Annotated in this window: 19 protein-coding genes; 7 read left to right on the top strand and 12 right to left on the bottom strand. The window is 73.4% G+C overall.

The genetic code is table 11. From position 1 onward, the window contains the following. Positions 1-2: 2 nt before the first annotated feature. On the bottom strand, positions 3-1,223 hold the full coding sequence (locus BMW85_RS26015) for an SRPBCC family protein (protein ID WP_245775067.1): 1,221 nt from the start codon (positions 1,221-1,223) through the stop codon (positions 3-5). A gap of 5 nt (positions 1,224-1,228) precedes the next feature. Next, positions 1,229-1,744, bottom strand: a complete 516-nt coding sequence (locus BMW85_RS26010) for a hypothetical protein (RefSeq protein ID WP_091086195.1) — start codon at positions 1,742-1,744, stop codon at positions 1,229-1,231. A gap of 184 nt (positions 1,745-1,928) precedes the next feature. Between BMW85_RS26010 and BMW85_RS26005 the strand changes: the two genes are divergently transcribed. Next, entirely contained in the window at positions 1,929-3,092 is a 1,164-nt protein-coding gene (locus BMW85_RS26005; protein WP_091086192.1) for an SRPBCC family protein, read from the top strand. A gap of 11 nt (positions 3,093-3,103) precedes the next feature. Here BMW85_RS26005 and BMW85_RS26000 read toward each other — a convergent pair whose 3' ends face one another. Then, on the bottom strand, positions 3,104-3,346 hold the full coding sequence (locus BMW85_RS26000; protein WP_091086191.1) for a hypothetical protein: 243 nt from the start codon (positions 3,344-3,346) through the stop codon (positions 3,104-3,106). Between the two features lie 80 nt (positions 3,347-3,426). Between BMW85_RS26000 and BMW85_RS25995 the strand changes: the two genes are divergently transcribed. After that, complete coding sequence (locus tag BMW85_RS25995; protein WP_091086188.1) at positions 3,427-4,002, top strand: carboxymuconolactone decarboxylase family protein; 576 nt, start codon at positions 3,427-3,429, stop codon at positions 4,000-4,002. A gap of 24 nt (positions 4,003-4,026) precedes the next feature. On the opposite strand, the gene BMW85_RS25990 is transcribed toward BMW85_RS25995, so the two are convergent. Next, the gene (locus BMW85_RS25990; protein WP_218155927.1) at positions 4,027-4,452 is read right to left on the bottom strand and encodes a MarR family winged helix-turn-helix transcriptional regulator; all 426 of its coding nucleotides are present in this window, start codon (positions 4,450-4,452) and stop codon (positions 4,027-4,029) included. Between the two features lie 101 nt (positions 4,453-4,553). Between BMW85_RS25990 and BMW85_RS25985 the strand changes: the two genes are divergently transcribed. Further along, positions 4,554-6,002 (top strand): MFS transporter, encoded by a 1,449-nt coding sequence (locus BMW85_RS25985; protein ID WP_091086187.1) that lies wholly within the window; start codon positions 4,554-4,556, stop codon positions 6,000-6,002. Between the two features lie 7 nt (positions 6,003-6,009). Here BMW85_RS25985 and BMW85_RS25980 read toward each other — a convergent pair whose 3' ends face one another. Next, positions 6,010-6,759 carry an SDR family NAD(P)-dependent oxidoreductase gene (locus tag BMW85_RS25980; protein WP_091086184.1) on the bottom strand — a complete coding sequence of 250 codons (750 nt, stop codon included), beginning with the start codon at positions 6,757-6,759 and terminating at the stop codon, positions 6,010-6,012. 87 nt (positions 6,760-6,846) lie between these two features. Here BMW85_RS25980 and BMW85_RS25975 point away from each other — a divergent pair, with 87 nt between their 5' ends. Then, positions 6,847-7,407, top strand: coding sequence for a TetR family transcriptional regulator (locus tag BMW85_RS25975; RefSeq protein WP_091086183.1), 561 nt, complete (start codon positions 6,847-6,849; stop codon positions 7,405-7,407). A 27-nt stretch (positions 7,408-7,434) separates the two neighbouring features. On the opposite strand, the gene BMW85_RS49730 is transcribed toward BMW85_RS25975, so the two are convergent. Next, the gene (locus BMW85_RS49730) at positions 7,435-8,871 is read right to left on the bottom strand and encodes a hypothetical protein (RefSeq protein ID WP_177240886.1); all 1,437 of its coding nucleotides are present in this window, start codon (positions 8,869-8,871) and stop codon (positions 7,435-7,437) included. A 166-nt stretch (positions 8,872-9,037) separates the two neighbouring features. Beyond that, entirely contained in the window at positions 9,038-9,490 is a 453-nt protein-coding gene (locus BMW85_RS25965) for a hypothetical protein (protein WP_091086177.1), read from the bottom strand. Between the two features lie 322 nt (positions 9,491-9,812). On the opposite strand from BMW85_RS25965, the gene BMW85_RS25960 reads away from it, so the two are divergent. Both BMW85_RS25960 and BMW85_RS25955 read left to right on the top strand, forming a co-directional pair. Then, positions 9,813-11,360: an alpha/beta hydrolase gene (locus BMW85_RS25960; RefSeq protein WP_091086174.1), complete on the top strand. Its 1,548-nt coding sequence runs from the start codon at positions 9,813-9,815 to the stop codon at positions 11,358-11,360. A 156-nt stretch (positions 11,361-11,516) separates the two neighbouring features. Continuing rightward, positions 11,517-12,146, top strand: coding sequence for a hypothetical protein (locus BMW85_RS25955; RefSeq protein WP_091086173.1), 630 nt, complete (start codon positions 11,517-11,519; stop codon positions 12,144-12,146). Between the two features lie 33 nt (positions 12,147-12,179). Here the strand turns inward: BMW85_RS25955 and BMW85_RS25950 are convergent, their stop codons facing one another. Together BMW85_RS25950 and BMW85_RS25945 are read right to left on the bottom strand one after the other, a co-directional pair. After that, complete coding sequence (locus BMW85_RS25950) at positions 12,180-12,986, bottom strand: peptidoglycan recognition protein family protein (protein ID WP_091086170.1); 807 nt, start codon at positions 12,984-12,986, stop codon at positions 12,180-12,182. A gap of 148 nt (positions 12,987-13,134) precedes the next feature. Then, a complete protein-coding gene (locus tag BMW85_RS25945) occupies positions 13,135-14,127 on the bottom strand; it encodes an NAD(P)-dependent alcohol dehydrogenase (RefSeq protein ID WP_091086167.1) in 993 nt (330 codons plus the stop codon). A gap of 164 nt (positions 14,128-14,291) precedes the next feature. Between BMW85_RS25945 and BMW85_RS25940 the strand changes: the two genes are divergently transcribed. Beyond that, positions 14,292-14,966, top strand: coding sequence for a DUF2306 domain-containing protein (locus BMW85_RS25940; protein ID WP_091086165.1), 675 nt, complete (start codon positions 14,292-14,294; stop codon positions 14,964-14,966). On the opposite strand, the gene BMW85_RS25935 is transcribed toward BMW85_RS25940, so the two are convergent. From BMW85_RS25935 to BMW85_RS25925, 3 genes are read right to left on the bottom strand one after another with little or no spacing between them, the layout of a single operon-like run. After that, positions 14,939-15,613, bottom strand: a complete 675-nt coding sequence (locus BMW85_RS25935) for a response regulator (protein WP_281249604.1) — start codon at positions 15,611-15,613, stop codon at positions 14,939-14,941. The genes BMW85_RS25940 and BMW85_RS25935 overlap by 28 nt on opposite strands. Further along, on the bottom strand, positions 15,610-16,764 hold the full coding sequence (locus BMW85_RS25930) for a sensor histidine kinase (protein WP_091086162.1): 1,155 nt from the start codon (positions 16,762-16,764) through the stop codon (positions 15,610-15,612). Before BMW85_RS25930 ends, BMW85_RS25935 begins: the two co-directional genes overlap by 4 nt. 27 nt (positions 16,765-16,791) lie before the next feature. Further along, on the bottom strand, positions 16,792-18,225 hold the full coding sequence (locus BMW85_RS25925; protein WP_091086159.1) for an L-fucose/L-arabinose isomerase family protein: 1,434 nt from the start codon (positions 18,223-18,225) through the stop codon (positions 16,792-16,794). Between the last annotated feature and the right edge of the window lie 8 nt (positions 18,226-18,233).

Below are 18,233 nucleotides of genomic sequence, written 5' to 3'. Positions count from 1 at the left end.
GGTCAGGACCTGCGGCGGAGCGGGCGCATCGACTCTCTGGGCTTGCCCGCCCTGCGCGGCTCCGCCCGCACCCCGCGCTTCTGCTCAGCAGCGGGCCGCTCCTCGGGCTCCTCCGGCTCCTCCGGCTCCTCGGCCTCTTCGTAGTCCTCAGGCTCCTCGGGCTCCTCGCCCGACGGCTCTTCCTCCTCGGGTCCTTCTTCTTCCTCGCCCTCCTCGGGCTCTTCCTCCTCGCCGCCTTCCTCCTCTTCAGCGCCTTCTTCCTCGGGGCCTTCCTCCTCCCCGGGGGCGCCTTCCTCTTCTTCCTCCGGCGGGATCACCTCGCCGTCGTGGATCTTGCCCCGCCAGCCGTCCTCGGCGATCTCCTCGGGATTCAGCATCACGTGGGACATGACGTGCCGGGCGAAATGCTTCAGCTCCAGCCGTACCCGCCGTCCCTGGGCCCGCCAGAGGTTGCCGGTCTGCTCGAACAGCCCCTTCGGGTAGTACTCCAGGATCACCACGACGCGGGTCAGATCGGGCGTGAGCTCGTGGAAGGTCACCGAACCGTCCACGTGCCCCTTGTCGCCCTCCGACCGCCAGATGATCCGCTCGTCCGGCGCCTGCTCCAGGATCTTCGCGCGCCAGTTACGGTGCGACCAGAAGACCTGCGCCTTCCAGACCAGCCTTTCGTCGGACTGCTGGTCGATGTTCTCGACCTTCTTCATGAACGTCGGGAAGTCCCGGAACTGCGTCCACTGGTTGTAGACCACCCGGCGCGGCGCCCCGATGTCGATCGCCTCGACGATGTTGGTGACCTTGAGCGACTTGCCGCCCGCGCCTTTACCGCGCTTGAAGATCTTGCCGATCTTGCCGAACACGCCCTTGATGGCGCCCTTCGCCGCTCCGGCCAGCGTCGATCCGCCGATCGAGCCGCCTTCCGATCCGCCGAGCAGCCCTTTGGCGCCGCTGAGCAGCCCGCCTCCCGAGCCGCCCTCAGAGCCGCCCTCCGAGCCGCCGCCCGAGCCGCCCGGCGTGAGGTTGTTCAGCCGCCCGTTCATGCCCTCGACCTTGCCGATCGCCGACGTCAGCGCCCGCCCGGCCGCGGCCATCCCCAGCCGCTTCAGGGCGGAACTGAGCTCTCCCGTCGGCAGCTTCGAGGTCGCCTTGCCGGCCACCGGGGTCTTGTCCAGGGTCTCCTTGCCCTTGCCGACGCCCTTCGCCGCCGCCTTCAGCGCTTCGGTCATCGCGCTCACTCCCTCGTCTTGTCCCGATCGGAGGACCGGCGGCGGGCCACGCCCGACGCGGCCGCTCTCACCCGATCGGCGGCCCTGGGCACGTGCGGCTTCGGCGCGCGCGGCTTCGGGAGGCGGGATTTCGCGCTGCGGGGCTCCTCCTCCTCCTCGGCCTCCTCGCCGCCGCCCTCCTGGTCAGCGTTCTCATCGGCGCCCTCGTCAGTGCCCTCTTCAGCGCCCTCTTCGCTGCCCTTCTCTGCCTGCCCGGCCTGCTCCAGCCGGTCGGCCAGGGCCTCTATCTGCCGGACCGCGGCCGTCATGGCGGCGGACTTGGTCAGATCGAGGAGTTCACCGCGCAGCCGTCCGGTCAGCTCACCCAGCTCGGGGGAGGCGCTCAGCAGGTCGCCTCCGTTCCGTTTGAGCCGGCGGAAGAGCACCGTCGCCGCCATGGCCGTGGCCATGCGCAACTTGTGCCGTCTGCCGAGGTAGTAGCCGGCGACGAGGGCCAGCGCGACTTTGCCCGTTTCGTTCATTGGCCCGCTCCTTTGCGCGTACGCGGCCGGTCGGAATCCGTCCCTCCATGCCCGAACCCTCCACCGAAAAACGACATATGCCGACAAAAGGGACTTATTTTGGGCCGGTGCGATGAACAGCGATGACGCATGACAGGGGCCGGGGGCGGGTAGCCGCTGATCGAGGGGCACCAGGGGGGACACCATGCGCGTGAGCACGGACGACAGAGCCGCCGGAGGGCGGAGCGGGCCTGGAAGGGCCGTCACGGCGGCGGGGGCGTTCTGCGCCGGGGCCGCGGTGGCGTACCTCTTCGACCCGGTACGGGGACGCAGCCGCCGGGCCAGAGCGCGGGACAAGGCCGCCCACGCCACGCACAAGCTGCGCGACGGCCTCGGCGTCCTGAGCCGGGACCTGAGCAACCGCAGCCGGGGGCTGGGCGCGGCGGTCCGTTACCGCTTCAGTGGCCGGTCCGTCGACGACCGGGTGCTGCACGAGCGCGTACGCGCCGAACTGGGCCGCCACGTCAGCCACTCGCACGCCGTGGACGTCCTGGTGCACGACGGGATCGTCACGCTCGCCGGCGACGTGCTGGCGGCGGAGGACGAGCGGGCCCGCCGGGCGATCCGCCGCGTTCCCGGCGTCCGGGGGGTCGAGGCCGTCTGGACCGCCCACCGCGAGGCCGGAGGGTCGTCCCGGTTGCACGGCGGCCGGCTCCGGCGGCCGGTGCCCGAACTGCTGCAGGTCCAGTGGTCGCCGACCGCCCGCTTCCTGGCGGGCACCGCCGCGGTCGTCCTCTGGACCCTGCGGCTGCCGAGCCCGTTCTCGACGGCGGCGCGCGGCATGGCCGCGGTGCTGGCCGTCCGCGCCGCGGCGAACCTGCCGCTGCGCCGTCTGACCGGGATCAACGCCGGGCGCCGCGGCGTCGACGTCACCGCCGCCGTCACCGTGAACGCGTCCCCGGCCGCCGTCTGGGCTCTGGTCAGCGACTACTCGGCGTTCCCGAAGTTCATGCCCCAGGTGTACGAGGTGCGCCTGTCCGACGACGGCCGCATCTCCCACTGGCTGATCAGCGGCCCGGCCGGCACGCCCGTACGGTTCGACGCGAGCGAGACCCGCCGCGTGGAGGGCCGCGAACTCGCCTGGAAGTCGGCCGAGGGCGAGCTCATCGCCCACGCGGGCACGTTGCGGCTGGCCGCGGTGCCGGGCGGCCGGACGCAGGTGCAGGTGCGGCTCTCGTACAACCCGGTGGCGGGGGCGGCGGGCCACGTCGTGGCCCGGCTGCTGGGCACGGACCCCGAACGCCGGCTGCGCCAGAGCCTGGCGATGCTCAAGACGCACGCCGAGGAAGCCGCGCTCCAGCACGCGTGACCGCCGGCCTCCTACCGTGACGGCGACGGCGACGGGGTCGTGGTCACGGTGGGGGACGGCGCGGCCGGGGCGGCCGTCTCCGGCGGTTTGCCGAGCGAGGTGACCACCAGCACCCCCGTGGCGACCGCCACCACCGTCACCAGAGCGACGGCGACCAGCACGAACCTGCGCATCGCCCGCTTGTGGACGACCTGCCGCGCGGCCTCCTCGCGCCGCAGCTCGGCACGCCTGCGCTTGACCTTTCTCTGTGACATGAACGCTCCCGAGAGTTCTCGCGCGCCACGATAGAAGGCACGCTGTAACGCGCAGCTAAACGGATGGACGGAGGCCGTAAGTGGAGCGGAACGACCTCGGGCGACGCCTGGCCGGACTGCGACCGGACGAGCTGGACGAGGAGCAGCGGCAGGTCTACCAGGCCATCGCGGGCGGCCCCCGGTCGGTGGGCCCGCAGCCGTTCGCGCTCGCCGACGAGGAGGGACGGCTGCGCGGCCCGTTCAACGCGATGCTGCTCAGCCCGCCGGTCGGCGGCGCGCTGCAGGCGGTGGGGGCCGCGGTGCGCTACGGCTCGGTCCTGCCCGCCCGCGTACGGGAGCTGGCGATCCTGGCCGTGGCCGCGTGGTGGGACAGCGCGTTCGAGCGCGAGGCGCACGAGGCGGTCGGCCGCGCCTGCGGCCTCACCGAGGACGAGCTGGCGACGCTGCGCGAGGGCGGCCTGCCCGAGCCGGACGACCCCGCCGAGCGCGCCGCCCTGCGGGCCGTCGCGGCGCTCACGGCGCGCGGCCGGCTGGACGACGAGGAGTACGCGGGGGCGGTGGCGGCGCTGGGGGAGCGCGGCCTGTTCGAGCTGACCACGCTGGTCGGCTACTACGGCACGCTCGCCCTGCAACTACGGGTCTTCGCCGGCGAATGACCCCGGAGCCCTCGTAAGAAGGTCTCAGCGCTCGATGCTGGCGTTGAAGTGCGCGAGCCCGCCCGCGAAGGACTCCAGCTCCTCCGTCGTCCAGTCCTCCAGCACCTTCGCCAGCCCGCGCAGCCGGCCCTCCCGCTCGGCCCGCGCCCGCCGCAGCCCCTCCTCGGTGACGCGGAGCTTGCGCGCCATGCCGCCCTCCGGGTCGGGGATGCGCTCGGCCAGCCCGGCCCGCAGCAGGACGGCGGTCTGCCGGTTCACGGTGGAGGTGTCGAGGCCGAACGCCCGCGCGAGCTGCCCGATCGACAGCGGCCCCTCGGCCTCCAATCGGCTCAGCAGGATGTAGCTGCTGCGTTCCAGCGGCCGCTCGTCGGGCCGTTCGGCCGCCACCAGCTCCTTGTAACGGCCGATCAGCATGAGTTCCCGCTCGATGTCGGCGATCTCCGTGCGCACCTTGCCTCCTGTCGCGGGAGTCAAGAATATCCGTTGAGTGGGCATGTGTATGATGCACACCATTTGCGCCTGGCGGCAGGCCGACTTCGGGGGAGCGACGTATGGACGAACCGGGCACGGTGCCGCGCAGCGGACTCGTCGTCGGAGTGCTGGCGGCGGCGGGCATCACGGTCTCGCTGATGCAGACCCTCATCGTCCCCCTCATCGCCACCCTCCCGGCCCTGCTGCACACCACCACCGCGAACGCCTTCTGGGCCATCACCGCCACGCTGCTCGCCGGCGCGGTCGCCATGCCCGTCTCCGGCCGTCTCGGCGACCTGTACGGCAAGCGCCGCGTCATGGTCGTCAGCGCCCTCCTGCTGTCGGCCGGCTCGTTCGTGTGCGCGCCCGCCGAGTCGCTGGTCCCCATGGTCGTCGGCCGCGCCCTGCAGGGCCTCGGCATGGGCGTGATCCCGCTCGGCATCGCCATCATGCGCGACGTGCTCCCGCCGCAGCGGCTCGGCTCGGCCATCGGGCTCATGAGCTCCTCGCTCGGCGTCGGCGGCGCGCTCGGCCTGCCCGCCGCCGCGCTCGTCGCCCAGTACGTGAGCTGGCACGCGCTGTTCTGGGCGGCGGCCGGGCTCGGGCTGCTGATGAGCGCGCTGATCCTGGTGATCGTGCCCGAGTCGCCGGTCAGGTCGCCCGGCCGCCTGGACGTGGTCGGCGCGATCGGGCTGGCGGCCGGACTGGTGCTGTTCCTGCTGCCGGTCTCCAAGGGCAGCGAGTGGGGCTGGACCAGCGGGACCACGCTCGGCATGTTCGGGGCCTCGGCGCTCGTCCTGCTGCTGTGGGGCTGGTGGGAGCTGCGCGTGCCCGCGCCGCTGATCGACCTGCGCACCTCCGCCCGCCGCCAGGTGCTGATGACGAACCTGGCCTCCATCGTGATCGGCTTCGCCATGTACGCGATGTCGCTCATCACCCCGCAGCTACTCCAGCTCCCCACCGCCACCGGCTACGGTCTGGGCCTGTCGATGGTCGAGGCCGGCCTGTGGATGGCGCCCGGCGGGCTGGTCATGATGGCGATCTCGCCCGTGGCGGCCCGCCTGTCGGCGGCGCGCGGGCCGAAGACGTCCCTGCTGCTCGGCGCGCTCGTCATCGCCGCCGGCTACCTGCTGGCCCTCGTCCTCATGGGGCACGCCTGGGGCATCCTGATCTTCTCGGCCGTGGTGGCCGCCGGGATCGGCTTCGCGTACGCGGCCATGCCGTCGATCATCATGGCGGCGGTCCCGCGTACCGAGACAGCCGCCGCCAACGGCCTCAACAGCCTCATGCGCTCGATCGGCACCTCGTCGGCCAGCGCCGTGCTCGGCGCGGTGCTGGCCAACATGACGATCCGGCTCGGTCCGGCGACGTTGCCGTCCGAGGCGGGCTTCCGTACCGGGTTCGTGATCGGGGCGGGCGTGGCGGTGCTGGCGGCGCTCATCGTCACCACCATCCCCGGCCGCCGCGCCGCCGCCCGCCGCCTCGGCGGCGTCCCCGCCGGCCTGGACGAGGAACTGCCCGCCCGCTGAGCGCCCTTTACCCGGCGGACCAGCCGCCGTCCACGGGGACGATCGCGCCGTTGACGAACGAGGCGGCGTCCGAGGCCAGGTAGAGCGCGGCGTCGGCCATCTGCTCCGGCTGCGCCATGAGCTCGCCCAGGGCCAGCACCGGCGACAGGCGGGCGGCGCCGGCCGGGTCGAAGGTGGCCCCGTCGGCGATGTTGGTCGCGGTGGGGCCGGGCAGGATGGCGTTGCAGCGGATGCCGTCCTTGGCGTACGCCCAGGCGACACTCCTGGTCAGGCCGATGAGCCCGTGCTTGGAGGCGGTGTAGGCGGCTCCGGCCGCGCCGCCGCGGATGCCCGCCTCGGAGGCGGTGTTGACGATCGCGCCACGGCCCTGGCGCAGCAGGTGCGGCAGCACCGCGTGGGTGACCAGGAACGCGCCGGTCAGGTTGACGCGGATCACCCGGTCCCACACCTCGGGGCTGATCTCGGCGGGCAGCGCCATGGTGTCCAGGATGCCGGCGTTGTTGCAGAGCACGTCGATCCGCCCGTACGCGCCGATCGCCGCCTCCACCAGCGCCGCGACCGACGCCTGGTCGCCGACGTCGGCGGTGACGGCGAGCGCGGCCTCGCCCACGACGGCGGCCGTCTCCTCGGCCCGCGCCCGGTCCACGTCGGCGGCCACCACCCGGGCGCCGGCCTTGGCGAAGGCCACCGCCATGGCCCGGCCGATCCCCGATCCCGCTCCCGTGACGAGGGCGACACGGTCGTCGAAAGCGTTCATGAGCAAGTCCTTCCGCTCGGGCGGCGGGCCTTCCTGGGGGGTGCTCCGCCTACCGGACATCTCTGTCCGGTTGTTACGATAGCCTTCATGCCGGGGCCGCGTCGACCGAACAGAGGACCCAGCGCCGCCGCCGAGAACCGCGCCGCGCTGATCACCGCCGCGCGCCAGGTCTTCGCCGCCGAGGGCTACGGCGCGCCGCTCAGCTCCGTCGCCCGCGTCGCCGGCGTCGGCCAGGGCAGCCTCTACCGGCACTTCCCCGACCGCGTCGCGCTGGCCATGGCCGTGTTCGAGGAGCAGGTGGCCGCGCTGGAGGCGCTCGCCGCCGAGCCGGGCAGCACCATCGACGACCTGCTCGCGGTGATGACCGAGAACGCCGTCGCCTCGACCGCGTTCATCGAGCTCGTCTCACGGGCCTCCACCGAGCCCGACCCGCGCATCCTCGGCCTGCGCGAGCGCGTGGTCGGCCTGCTCCAGGGCGTCCTCGACGACCCACGGCGGGCCCCCCGCATCCGCCCCGGCGTCTCGGCCGACGACCTCGTGCTGATCTTCGGCATGATCGCCGGCGCCCTCGCCCACATCCCGGCGTCCCAGCGGCACGCCACGGTCCGCCGCGCCTGGTCCCTCCTCCGCGAGGGCGTGGAGCTCTGACGCGGCGACGGCTGCCGCTCTCCTCGATCAGAGGCGGAACGGGTCTCTCCACAAGGCGTAGAACTCGGGCGGGTAGAAGTCGGTCAAGCTGATCACTCGACCGGTGGGCGCCGTGCCCCGCAAGGTGGCCGGATCCAGCCGCTTCCTGCACAGCTCGTCCGGGGGCCGGCGAAGGACGAGGTTGGCGTAGCCCTCTTTCCGCAGCTCGAAACAGAGCGCCTTGATCAGCCGGGTGGGCTGCTCCGGACGGTCGCGGTGGGGTTTGCCCAGGTGGAAGTAGCGGAGCTCGCAGGCGTCCGGGGTCGGATGCCCCAGAACGGCGCCGACGACCCCGAACAACTCGCTTCGATGGTCCTGGTCGAGGACCAGCAGGAGGCGCTGCTCGCCGGTGCCGGCGTCCTGGAAGATCTGCCGGCGCAGTTCGGCGACGCTGCGCACGCCGGTCAGCTCGGTCACCAGCGGTTCGTCGTAGGGCTCGTAGTCGCGGACGCGGTCGGCGTAACCGAGGCGGAGGTCCAGGTACTCCTCGTGACCGCAGGGCATCAGCAACCCGTGCCTCCGGGTGCAGCCGGGGTCCCAGTGGTAGGCGTAATGGATGAGTGAGGCGGCCAGGTCGGGGTGGGCACTGGCCCAGACGTCGTCGAAGACGAACCAGGGCCGGTGGCCGCTGGAGTCCGCGTGCAGGGCCATCAGCGCCAGGTGCTCTCCGACGTGGATGAGTGTCCGCTCGGGCAGGCGGCCGTCGTCGGGGGTGACGGTGCGCAGGTGTTCCAGCGCCGCCCGGTGCGCCTGGTCATGCGGCTCGGGGAACTCGGCGGCGTCGCCCGCGAAACGGCTGACGCGTTCGAGGGCGGGTGCGATGCCGCCTTCGTCGGGGGCCACCGACGCTCGGAGGTCGAGGAGCCGGCCGGGCCAGGCGTCGTGATCCTGGATGGGCCGGCGGAGCGCGGCGGCCAATTGAGGCAGTCGCACACCGGGAAGAACGTACGTGCGATCGTAGGCAAGGGTGTCGTGCCTGCCGTCCAGAGTGGTGAACAGCATGTAGGTGGCGCCGGCGTCGCGCGCTGTCGAGGAGGCGAGCTCCACGCAAGGGAGGGGCGCGACGAACGGCGTCGGGCCGGGAGCGGCGGCGTCGGGCAGCGGCCACGAAGGGTGGAGGGGATAGGCCCAGCGGTCCGGCTGCTCGGCGACGCGGGCGTCGTCGACGAAGTAGAACGCCTCCTCCAGATGCACGCCCATGCTGCGGATGCGGATGCTGTGATCATCGACGTGCAGCTCCCCGTCGGCCCACAGCTGCGTCCGGATCCGGCGGCGTAGCTCGACCATGTCCTCAGGAGGGGTGTCGCCGCATTCCCTCAGCAGTTCCACCTCGTAGGGCGCGCCGTCCAGGTCGGAGTGCGCCCGGTCGAGGCCGCCCGGCTCCCACAGGCCGCGAAACCATTCCAGGACGGTGCGGCCGGGCACGTGCCGGACGGTCTTACACAGAGGCCCGGCTTCCCAGTCACGGTGGATGAAGTACATGAGAAGCGGGCTCCTGAGGCGATGACGGCGTGGCCGCCATGTTACTGATCTTGCCGTCCGACGGCAGAAGGCCGCATCAGCCGTGGCCTTCTGCCGTCGTGCGGGATCGTCAGTTGTAGGGGTTGTCGTAGGTGAAGCCGCTGCGGTGTTCCCTGTAGACGTTGTTCGGGAAGCTGGACCCGATCAGCTCGAAGGTGACGTTCCGGACGACGGCCCCGTAGTCCACCTCGCCCGAGTGCGGGGAGGCGAAGCCGGAGTAGAAGCACCAGGGGACGGTCGTGGAGGGGTTCCAGAAGAGGGTGTTGTAGAGGACGCCGTTGACGTAGATCCTGACGTACGGCGCCTGGAAGCTCGAACGGCGGCACAGCACCAGCGAGTAGGTGTACCGCGTGTTCCCGTCGTCGAAGGCGACCGTGCCCTCGACGCGGGCGAGCTGGGTGCCGTCGCTCGCGTTCACCTGAAGGATGATCGGGCTCGGGGGTCCGTACGCGGCCTGTGCCGGGCTGAGCGGCAGCAGCGCGACGGCGATGGCGGCGAGCAACAGCGCGATGCGGCTTCGCATGCACGTCCTCCTGATGGGGAGTAGGGCGGGTCCACTCGCGGCGAGATTATGGTCGGACGTGCGAGGGGTCCGGGCCCGGTGTCATCCGGCCGGGCACGAAACGGGGCGCCGGCACACCCCTTTCCGCGGGTCACGCCGCCCACCAGCCCGGCGACCGGAGCAGGTCAGGCAGGGGCCGATGAAAATTTCATCGGGCTCGGGGCAGGACGTCGATGACGTGGTCGTGGTCGCGCCAAGGCGCGGGAAACCGCCGTACGCCGAGGGCGGGCGGGCCGTCAGGATGTCGTCGCGCGGCGACCGGCCGCCTGCCCGAGGAGCGTGCATGAGGAGATTCGCGGTCATGGCCGCCCTGGTTCCCCTGATGGCCACCACCGTGGCCACCTCGCCCGCCACCCCGACCGGGCATGAGCTCACCTGGAAGCGGTGCCCGGCGCCCACCCCGGGCCAGGGGAAGGGCGGCCGGCCGGAGCCGCTGCCCGACGGCACCGCCTGGGAGTGCGCGACGTTGCAGGTGCCGCTGGACCACGCCCGTCCCGGCGGGCCGCGGCTGCCCCTGGCGCTCGTCCGCGCCAAGGCCAGACCGGGCGCGGGCGAGCGGCGGCTCGGCTCGCTCGTCTTCAACTTCGGCGGTCCCGGCGAGTCCGGCGTGGCCACGCTGCCGCCGGTGGCCAGGGACGACTACCTGAAGCTGCACCGGCGTTACGACCTGGTGAGCTTCGACCCGCGCGGGGTGGGCCGCAGCGACGGGGTGCGCTGCCTGGACGGCCGGGCGTTCGACGCCTGGCGCGACCTGGACGGCACCCCCGACGGCCCGGCCGAGGAGCGCGCCCTCACGGGCGGGTTCCGCGCGTTCACCGCCGCCTGCGCCCGCCACGCCCGCGCTGTGCTGCCGTACGTCGGCACCGAGAACGCCGCCCGCGACCTCGACCTCCTGCGGCAGGCGCTCGGCGAGGAGCGGCTGCACTACTTCGGCATCTCGTACGGCACCAAGCTCGGCGGCGTCTACGCCCACCTGTTCGCGCGCCGGGTGGGCCGGATGGTGCTGGACGGCGCCGTGGACCCCACCGAGAACGCCGAGCAGGTCGCCCTGCACCAGGCGAAGGGCTTCCAGCGGGCACTGGGCAACTTCCTGCGCGACTGCGCCGGGCGGCGCGACTGCCCGGTCCCCGGCGGACGGGCCGCCAGGCAGAAGGACGGAGAGCAGGACAACCGGCGCGGCGCGCGGCGCCTGGCCCGGCTGCTCACCCGCCTCGACTCCCGCCCGCTGCCCACCGCCGACGGACGCCCGCTCACCCAGACCCAGGCCCTGTACGGCATCGCCGCCGCGCTCTACTCCCGCGAGTTCTGGCCGTACCTGCGGCTCGCGCTGCGCTCGGCCGTCGAGGACGGCAAGGGCGACCTGCTGCTGTACTTCTCCGACGCCCTCCACGGCCGAGGCGACGGCGGCCGCTACACGAACCTGCAGTCCGCCAACGCCGCCGTCAACTGCGCCGACTCCAGCGACCGCTACACCACAGCGCACGTACGCACCCGGCTGCCGCAGTTCCGCGCCGCCTCGCCGGTCTTCGGCGAGCTGCTGGCCTGGTCGCTGCTGCAGTGCACGGACTGGCCGGTGACCGGCGCGGCCGCCGCGACCGACGTGCGCGCCCCCGGAGCGCCGCCCGTCCTCGTGGTCGGCACCACCGGCGACCCGGCGACGCCGTACGAGGGCGCCGCCACGATGGCCGAGCGGCTGGGCGTCGGCGTGGAGCTCGTCCACCGGGGCGAGGGCCACGGCGCGTACGGCTCGGGCAGCACCTGCGTCGACGACACCGTGAACCGGTTCCTGCTGGACGGCACGGTCCCGGCGAACCGCACCACCTGTGCGTGACCCCGGCCCTAGGGAAAGCCCTAGGGCGGCTCCTGATGCGGACGGGCGGCCGGCGGTGCCAGGCTGCGGAGGTCCGAACAGGCTCCGAGCAGTCCGACGGCGTGGTCGGGGAGCCCCCCGCTCCCTGTCGTGCCCGCGGACGGGGACGGGTGTGGAATGACCGAGGCTTCCGAGGCCATGGACAAGCGGCTCGCCGGAGTCGTCGAGCTGCGGGACTTCCTGGACAGGGCGGGGTCGCTGACCCTCGCCGACCGGCGCGCGCTGGTCGCGCAGGCGCTGGTCCTCATCGAGCAGAACTACGTGCACCTGCCGCTCAAGGTCGCGATGCACGCCGTGAACCCCGTCCAGCGGCTGCTGGCGCTGCGGCTCGGCCGGCAGGGCGAGGCGAGCATGGACCCCGAGTGGCGCTTCCACGCCGAGCTGTCGCAGATCTTCCACTCGGTACGCGACCTGCACACCAACTACCTGCTGCCGGAGCCGTTCGCCGGCCGGATCGCGTACCTGCCGTACCAGGTCGAGGAGTACTACGAGGGGCAGGAGCGGCACTACGTGGTCGCCCGGGTCGTCGCGGGCTTCGCCGCCCAGGGGTTCGGCCCCGGCGTACGGGTCACGCACTGGAACGGCGTCCCGATCGACCGCACGCGGGACGGCTGCTCGCCGCGCTGCCCGCGCGCCGCCTGGAGGTGCGGGTCGCCGGCTCGGGGGACGAGCTGGCCCTGCGCACCCACCTGCTCGACCGGGCCGACGTCTACGTGGACGGCCGGCCGCGGGCGTCAGCCGACCTGACCGGGGAGAGCGTCACGGTGTCCGTGCCGGGGGTCAGACCCGCAGCAGCGGCGGCCAGGTCTCCGGGCCGACGACGCCGTCCGCGCCGAGCCCTCTCGCCTGCTGGAACGCGCTCACCAGCGCCATGAGGCCCTCGTCGGCGACCGTGGACTCCAGCCAGGTGCGCAGCCCGCCGGGGAGGTCGGCGTACGCGGCCGGGGGCACGTGCCCGCGAGCGAACAGGCAGCCGCGCACGGTCTTGACGTCGTAGTTGTCGTCGCCGAGCCGGATCACCGGCAGATTCCTCACGAGCTCCTCCGTCCAGAAGGCGTCCGGGCCGCTCTTGATGATGGCGGCCACCGACGCCCGGAAGTCGTTCATGTCGATGGAGTGGGGGTCGGGCTTGGCGGTGTTGACCTCGCGGTGCGCCTTGACCCGCGAGGCCGGCAGCCCGAACGCGCGGCACAGCTCCGCACACAGCCGGACGTAGGACTCCCGCTGCGCGGCCGGCCAGGGCTGGGTCCCGTTGTTTTCGGCCTCGATGCCGAGCGAGCTGGAGTTGTCGTGCCAGGGCGAGGTCGAGGGGGCGTTGTGCCAGCACCGCCCGGCGGCGATCACGTAGATGCGGCCGGAACGGCCGAGCCCGAAGTGCGACAGCGGGCCGTCGAGCCCGGGCCGCCCGTCGCGCACCACGGCCAGCGACGGGTAGTCGCCGCCGCCGGCCGGGCCGGCCGTGTGGTGGCAGACGACGCCCTGGACCTCCGGCTGCGGCCCGTGGCCCCGGGTCCGCCACCCGGCCACCTCGGTGACCGGGCTGCCGGTGCGGCGGGCGACGTCGGCGAGCTGGGTCAGGAACGGCATCAAGGACTCCCATCGGTGTCGTGCGTCCTGCGCGGTTCCCTAGAATGCCCGACAAATCCGGGATTATGAGCGCTTTCCCCGCCCAGGCGACCGGCCGGGCGGGCTGACCTGCGGGCACGCGGGCGAGGACGTCAGGACTCCGTCGCAGTCACGACTCAGCCACGGTGACGACGACCTTGCCCCGCGCGTGGCCCTCCTCCTGGTAGCGGACGGCCGCCGGGATCTCCCCGAACGTGTACGCCCGGTCGATCACCGGCCGCAGCTCGCCCGCGTCGATGAGCCCGCCCAGCGTGATCAGGTTGCGCCGGGTCTCCTTCCACGGGCCGTTGGTGATGGCCACCCGGTGCGGCAGGAACGGCGCGGCGGCCATCGTCCCGAACATCCGCCCCATCGGCTGCAGCCACCGGCTGCCCCGCCCGCCCACCTGCACGTGCCGCCCCTTCGGGCGGATCAGCCGCCGGTAGGCCCGCCCGGGGTGGCTGCCCGCGATGTCGACGACCAGGTCGAAGCGGCGGCCGAGGCCCAGGACGTCCTCCTTGGTGTAGTCCACCACCTCCTCGGCGCCGAGCGAGCGCACCAGGTCCAGGTTCGCGGGGCTGCACACGCCGGTGACCTTCCCGCCGAACGCCCGCGCGAGCTGCACCGCGAACGTGCCCACGCCGCCGGAGGCGCCGTTGACCAGGACCCGCTGCCCGTCCTCCAGGTCGCCGTCGTCGCGCAGGGCCAGCAGGGCGGTCTGCGCCGCCATCGGCACCGCCGCGGCCTCCTCGAACGACAACGTACGCGGCTTGGGCGCCAGGTCGGCGACCTTGACGGCGGCGTACTCGCCGAAGCCGCCGCCGCCGGACATGGCGTACACCTCGTCGCCGGGCTCGACCTCGGTCACGCCGGGGCCGGTCTCCTCGACGACGCCGGCGACGTCCGCGCCGAGGATCGGCAGGCTCGGCCGGAACAGGCCGGGGCCGCCGGGCATGAGACGGGCCAGGCGCGGCTCGCCGCGCATCAGGTGCCAGTCGAAGGGCTGGACGGACGTGGCGCGCACCCGTACCAGCACCTCGCCGGGGCCGGGCACGGGGCGGGGCAGCTCGGTGAGCTTCAGGGCGTCGGGGGAGCCGTAGGAGTCGAGGACGAAGGCCTTCATCGGGGCGCTCCTTGTTCTGGTGGGAACGGACGAACGCCAGTGTGAGCGCGCCCCCGCCCCGGGGTAACCGCCGAAAGTACGACCTTCCGAGTGGCCTTTGGGACGCCTGGATCAGGGCCGAAGCGCCGATGAGCCGCCCCCGTCCCGGCCGCCACCATCGAGGCATGACCCAGGCATTCGTTCCCACCGGCCCGGCCGGGCGGCGCGCGTCACGGCTCGTGCCCGTCGCGCTGATCGCGCTCTCCGTCGTCCCCCTGGTGGCCGGCGCGCTCCGGCTGTCCGCCCTGTCCGGCGGCCCGGACGTCCTGCCGGACGGCGCCCGCTTCGCCGCCGTGCCCGTGCCCGTCGTGGCGCACATCCTGGCGGCGACCGGCTACACCGTGCTCGGGGCCTTCCAGTTCGGGGGCCGCCGGCCGCCCGCCAGGCACCGGCTGATGGGGCGGATGCTGCTGCCGCTCGGGCTGGTCGTGGCGCTGTCCGGCATATGGATGACCCTCTTCTACCCCCGTCAGGACGGCGACGGCGACCTGCTGGCCGCGTTCCGGCTCGGGTTCGGCTCGCTCATGGCGCTCGCGCTCGTCCTCGGCCTGGCCGCCGTGCTGCGCCGCCGCTACGCCCGCCACCGCGCCTGGATGATCCGCGCCTACGCGCTGGGACTCGGCGCGGGCAGCCAGGCGCTGATCCTGGGCATCTGGACGGGCGCCGCCGGCGATCCCACGGGCACGACGCGGGCGCTGCTGCTCGGCGCCGGATGGGCGGTCAACCTGGCCGTGGCCGAATGGCTGATCCGCCGCCGCACGGGCCACCGAGGTCAGCGCCTGACCCGGTCGGTCTCGTAGGCCCACATCGCGATCTCGACCCGGTTGCGCACGCCCAGCTTGGTCATCAGGCTCGCCACATGGCTCTTGACCGTGCTGAGCGAGATGTGCAGCTCGGCGGCGATCTCGCTGTTGGTCCGGCCGCGCGCCACCGTCGCCAGGATCTCCTCCTCCCGCTCGGTCAGCGGCTCGACCGGCTGCGCGGGCGGCGCGGACGGGGCCGACCCGGCGAACGCGCCGAGCAGCCGGGCCGTGACGTTCGGGGCGATGAGCGCGTCGCCGCCGGCCGCCGCCCGCACCGCCTGCGCCAGCAGGTCGGGCCCGGCGTCCTTCAGCAGGAAGCCGCGGGCGCCGGCCCGCAGCGCGGCGTAGACGTACTCGTCCAGGTCGAAGGTCGTGATGACGACCACTGCGATGGGGTCGGCGACGGCCGGGCCGGCCAGCAGGCGGGTCGCCTCGATGCCGTCCAGCGCGGGCATGCGGATGTCGAACAGGCACACGTCCGGGCGCAGCCGCCGGGCCAGCTCGACCGCGCGCCGCCCGTCGCCGGCCTCGGCGACCACCTCGATGCCGGGCTGGAGGTCGAGGATCATCCGCAGGCCGGTCCTGGCGATCTCCTGGTCGTCGGCGACGATCACCCGGATCGGGCGCTGGTCCTGGTCGCTCACGTCGTGGCCCCCGCCCTGGGCAGGACCGCGGTGACGGTCCAGCCGCGGCCCGGGTTCGGGCCCGCCTCGCAGGTGCCGCCCAGCAGGCCCGCGCGTTCGATCATGCCGATGAGGCCGTACCCGGCCGAGGAGATCTGCCGGGCCACGACGCCGTCGCCGTCATCGGTCACCCGCAGCCGCACCGCCGCGTCGTCGGCCGCGACGTCCACCTCGATGCGGGTGGCGTGCCGGGCGTGCCGGCGGGCGTTGGTGACCGACTCCTGCGCGATCCGGTAGATCGCCGCCCCCACCGACGGCGGCACGCCTGCGACGTCGCCGCTGATCCGTACGTCCACCGCCGGTCCGACCCGCGCCCGGCCGGCCAGCTCGGTCAGGTCGCCCAGCTGCTTGCCCGGCGTCAGCTCGGCCGGCTCGTTGCGGCGCAGCACGTGCACCATGGTGCGCATCTCGGCCAGCGTGCGCGACGCCTCGGCCTCGATCACCCGGAGGGCGTCGGCCGCGGCGTCCGGCTGCTCGGCCGCCGCCGCGGCGAGTCCCGCCTGCGCCCTGATCGCCATCGCCGAGACGTGGTGGGCCACGAGGTCGTGCAGCTCGCGGGCCAGTTGCTCGCGCTCCAGCAGCTTCACCTGGTCCAGCTCGCGCGAGCGCGCCCCCGCGCGGAAGCGCATCGCGCCGCCCAGCCCGAGCGCCGCCGACGTCACCGCCAGTCCCGCCACCAGGTCGCCCGGCGCGAGGCGGCCCTGCGCGGCCGACAGCCCCAGCGCGCCCAGCGCGACGAGGAGACCGCCGACCGCCTCCCGCCCCGACCCCCACCGGAACAGCGCGTAGACGAGGATCAGCACGAACACCATCGTGTACGTCTCGACGTCCTGCCCGCCCGCGGCCAGCGACGCGGCCCCGCTCACGGCGAACGCGGTCACCATCACGAGCAGCGGCCGCTGACGCCGCCACAGCAGCAACGGCACCAGCACGACGGTGACGGCCACCGCCGGCACCCGTAAGGGCAGGTCCGGTCGCAGCACGCCCTCCAGGACCGCCACCGGCACGAGCACCGCGACGAGCGCCCAGTCCCGCCAGACCCGCCGCGGCGCGCCGGGCGCCCGCGGCTCGTTCCACACCGAGCGCCCCAGCGAGCGGATCAGTCCGTTCACGCCCTCATCGTACGGGTTTACCCCCGTTCACCGCCCTGGCTGGACGTGCGTGATCCCGGCGCCGAGAAGGTCGGCCACCGCGCGCAGCTCGGCCAGGCGGTGGCCGGTGCCGAGGGCCCAGTGGTGGGAGATGCCGCTGGCGCTCCAGGCGTCGGTCCACTCGCCGGGGTCGCAGCCGAAGTCCACCCGCGAGGTCGTGTTGCCGATCTGCAGCAGCGGCCCCTCGACGACCTCGCCCTCCGAGACCACGAAGCCGTAGCCGCCGTCACGGTCCTGGCGCAGCCCGAACGCGGTGACCGGGCCGCGCGTCACGTCGAACTCGACCGACACGCCCCAGCCGCGCTTGCCGTGGTAGACGCCGAGACCGCGCAGCAGCGGGCGGCGGGAGCTGATCGCGAGGTGGGCGGGGCCGTCGTGGCCCATCTCGACGTGGCCGCGGGCGAAGTCGAGCGCCTGCAGCTCGGTGAAGGAGCCGCCGCCGCCCAGCCTGTCCATGATCAGCATGGCGAGCGAGGTGCGCAGCTCGTACTCGCCGGCCGCCGGGACGCCCCGGGCCGTGAGCAGGGACGCGCCGAGGATCATGCCGGCGCCCAGCCGCTCGTGGATCTCGCCGTCCAGGCCGCGGTGGTAGTAGGCGAGGCTGTCCAGGGCGAAGTCCTCGACCAGCCGGTCCAGGCCGACCGAGACGCGGGCGGCCCACTGGAGGTCCTCCTCGTTGACCGAGCCGTCCAGCTCGAAGACCTCGCGGGCCAGCTCGACCCGGGCGGCGGCCTCGTCGCCCGCGACCTTCTCCACGCGTACCCGCAGGTCGTCGAACTCCAGCACCTCGACGTGGCCGCCGAGGTTGGCGCTGACCAGGGTCAGGTCGGTGGCCACGTCCAGCATGCCGGGGTAGAGGTGGCCCATCAGCCCGTGCCGGCCGCGGCCCAGCGCGGCGCGCACCCCGGCCGCCTTCACCCAGCGGCCGATGCGCTCCCACGCCCGCTCGTCCTCCAGGTAGCCCGACACCGAGCGGAACGGGATGCCGCACCGGGTGAAGGCGTTGGCCATCTCCGGCAGCGGGCAGGCGCCGCAGTAGGCGAGCCACTGGCCGGTGTCGAAGGTGGCGTGGTCCATCGACTCGGTCGGCTGCAGGTTGATGAGCAGCACGGGCGCGCCGCTGCGCTGCGCGATCGGCACGAGCATGGTGGCCGTCATGTACGTCGTCAGGAACCCGACGATCAGGTCGCATCCGGCGGCGCGCAGCTTCTCGGCCGCCACCGCGCCCTCCTGCGCGTCGGAGATGAAGCCGACGTCGACGACCTCGCAGTCCAGCGCCTCCATGCGTTCGGCCACCCGCGCGGACGAGCGCCGCAACTGCGGCAGCAGGTCCGGGAACTGCGGCCAGTACGCCCCCAGCCCTCCGGCGACCAGCCCCACCTTGACGCGGGGCGGTGTGATCCGAGTGAACGTGCCGCTCACCGGCGTTC

Origin of the sequence: Nonomuraea wenchangensis (assembly GCF_900111685.1) — a bacterium.
Lineage (GTDB): Bacteria > Actinomycetota > Actinomycetes > Streptosporangiales > Streptosporangiaceae > Nonomuraea > Nonomuraea wenchangensis.
Note: the sequence above shows the minus strand (reverse complement) of the source record. Positions and strands in the feature narration are given on the sequence as shown.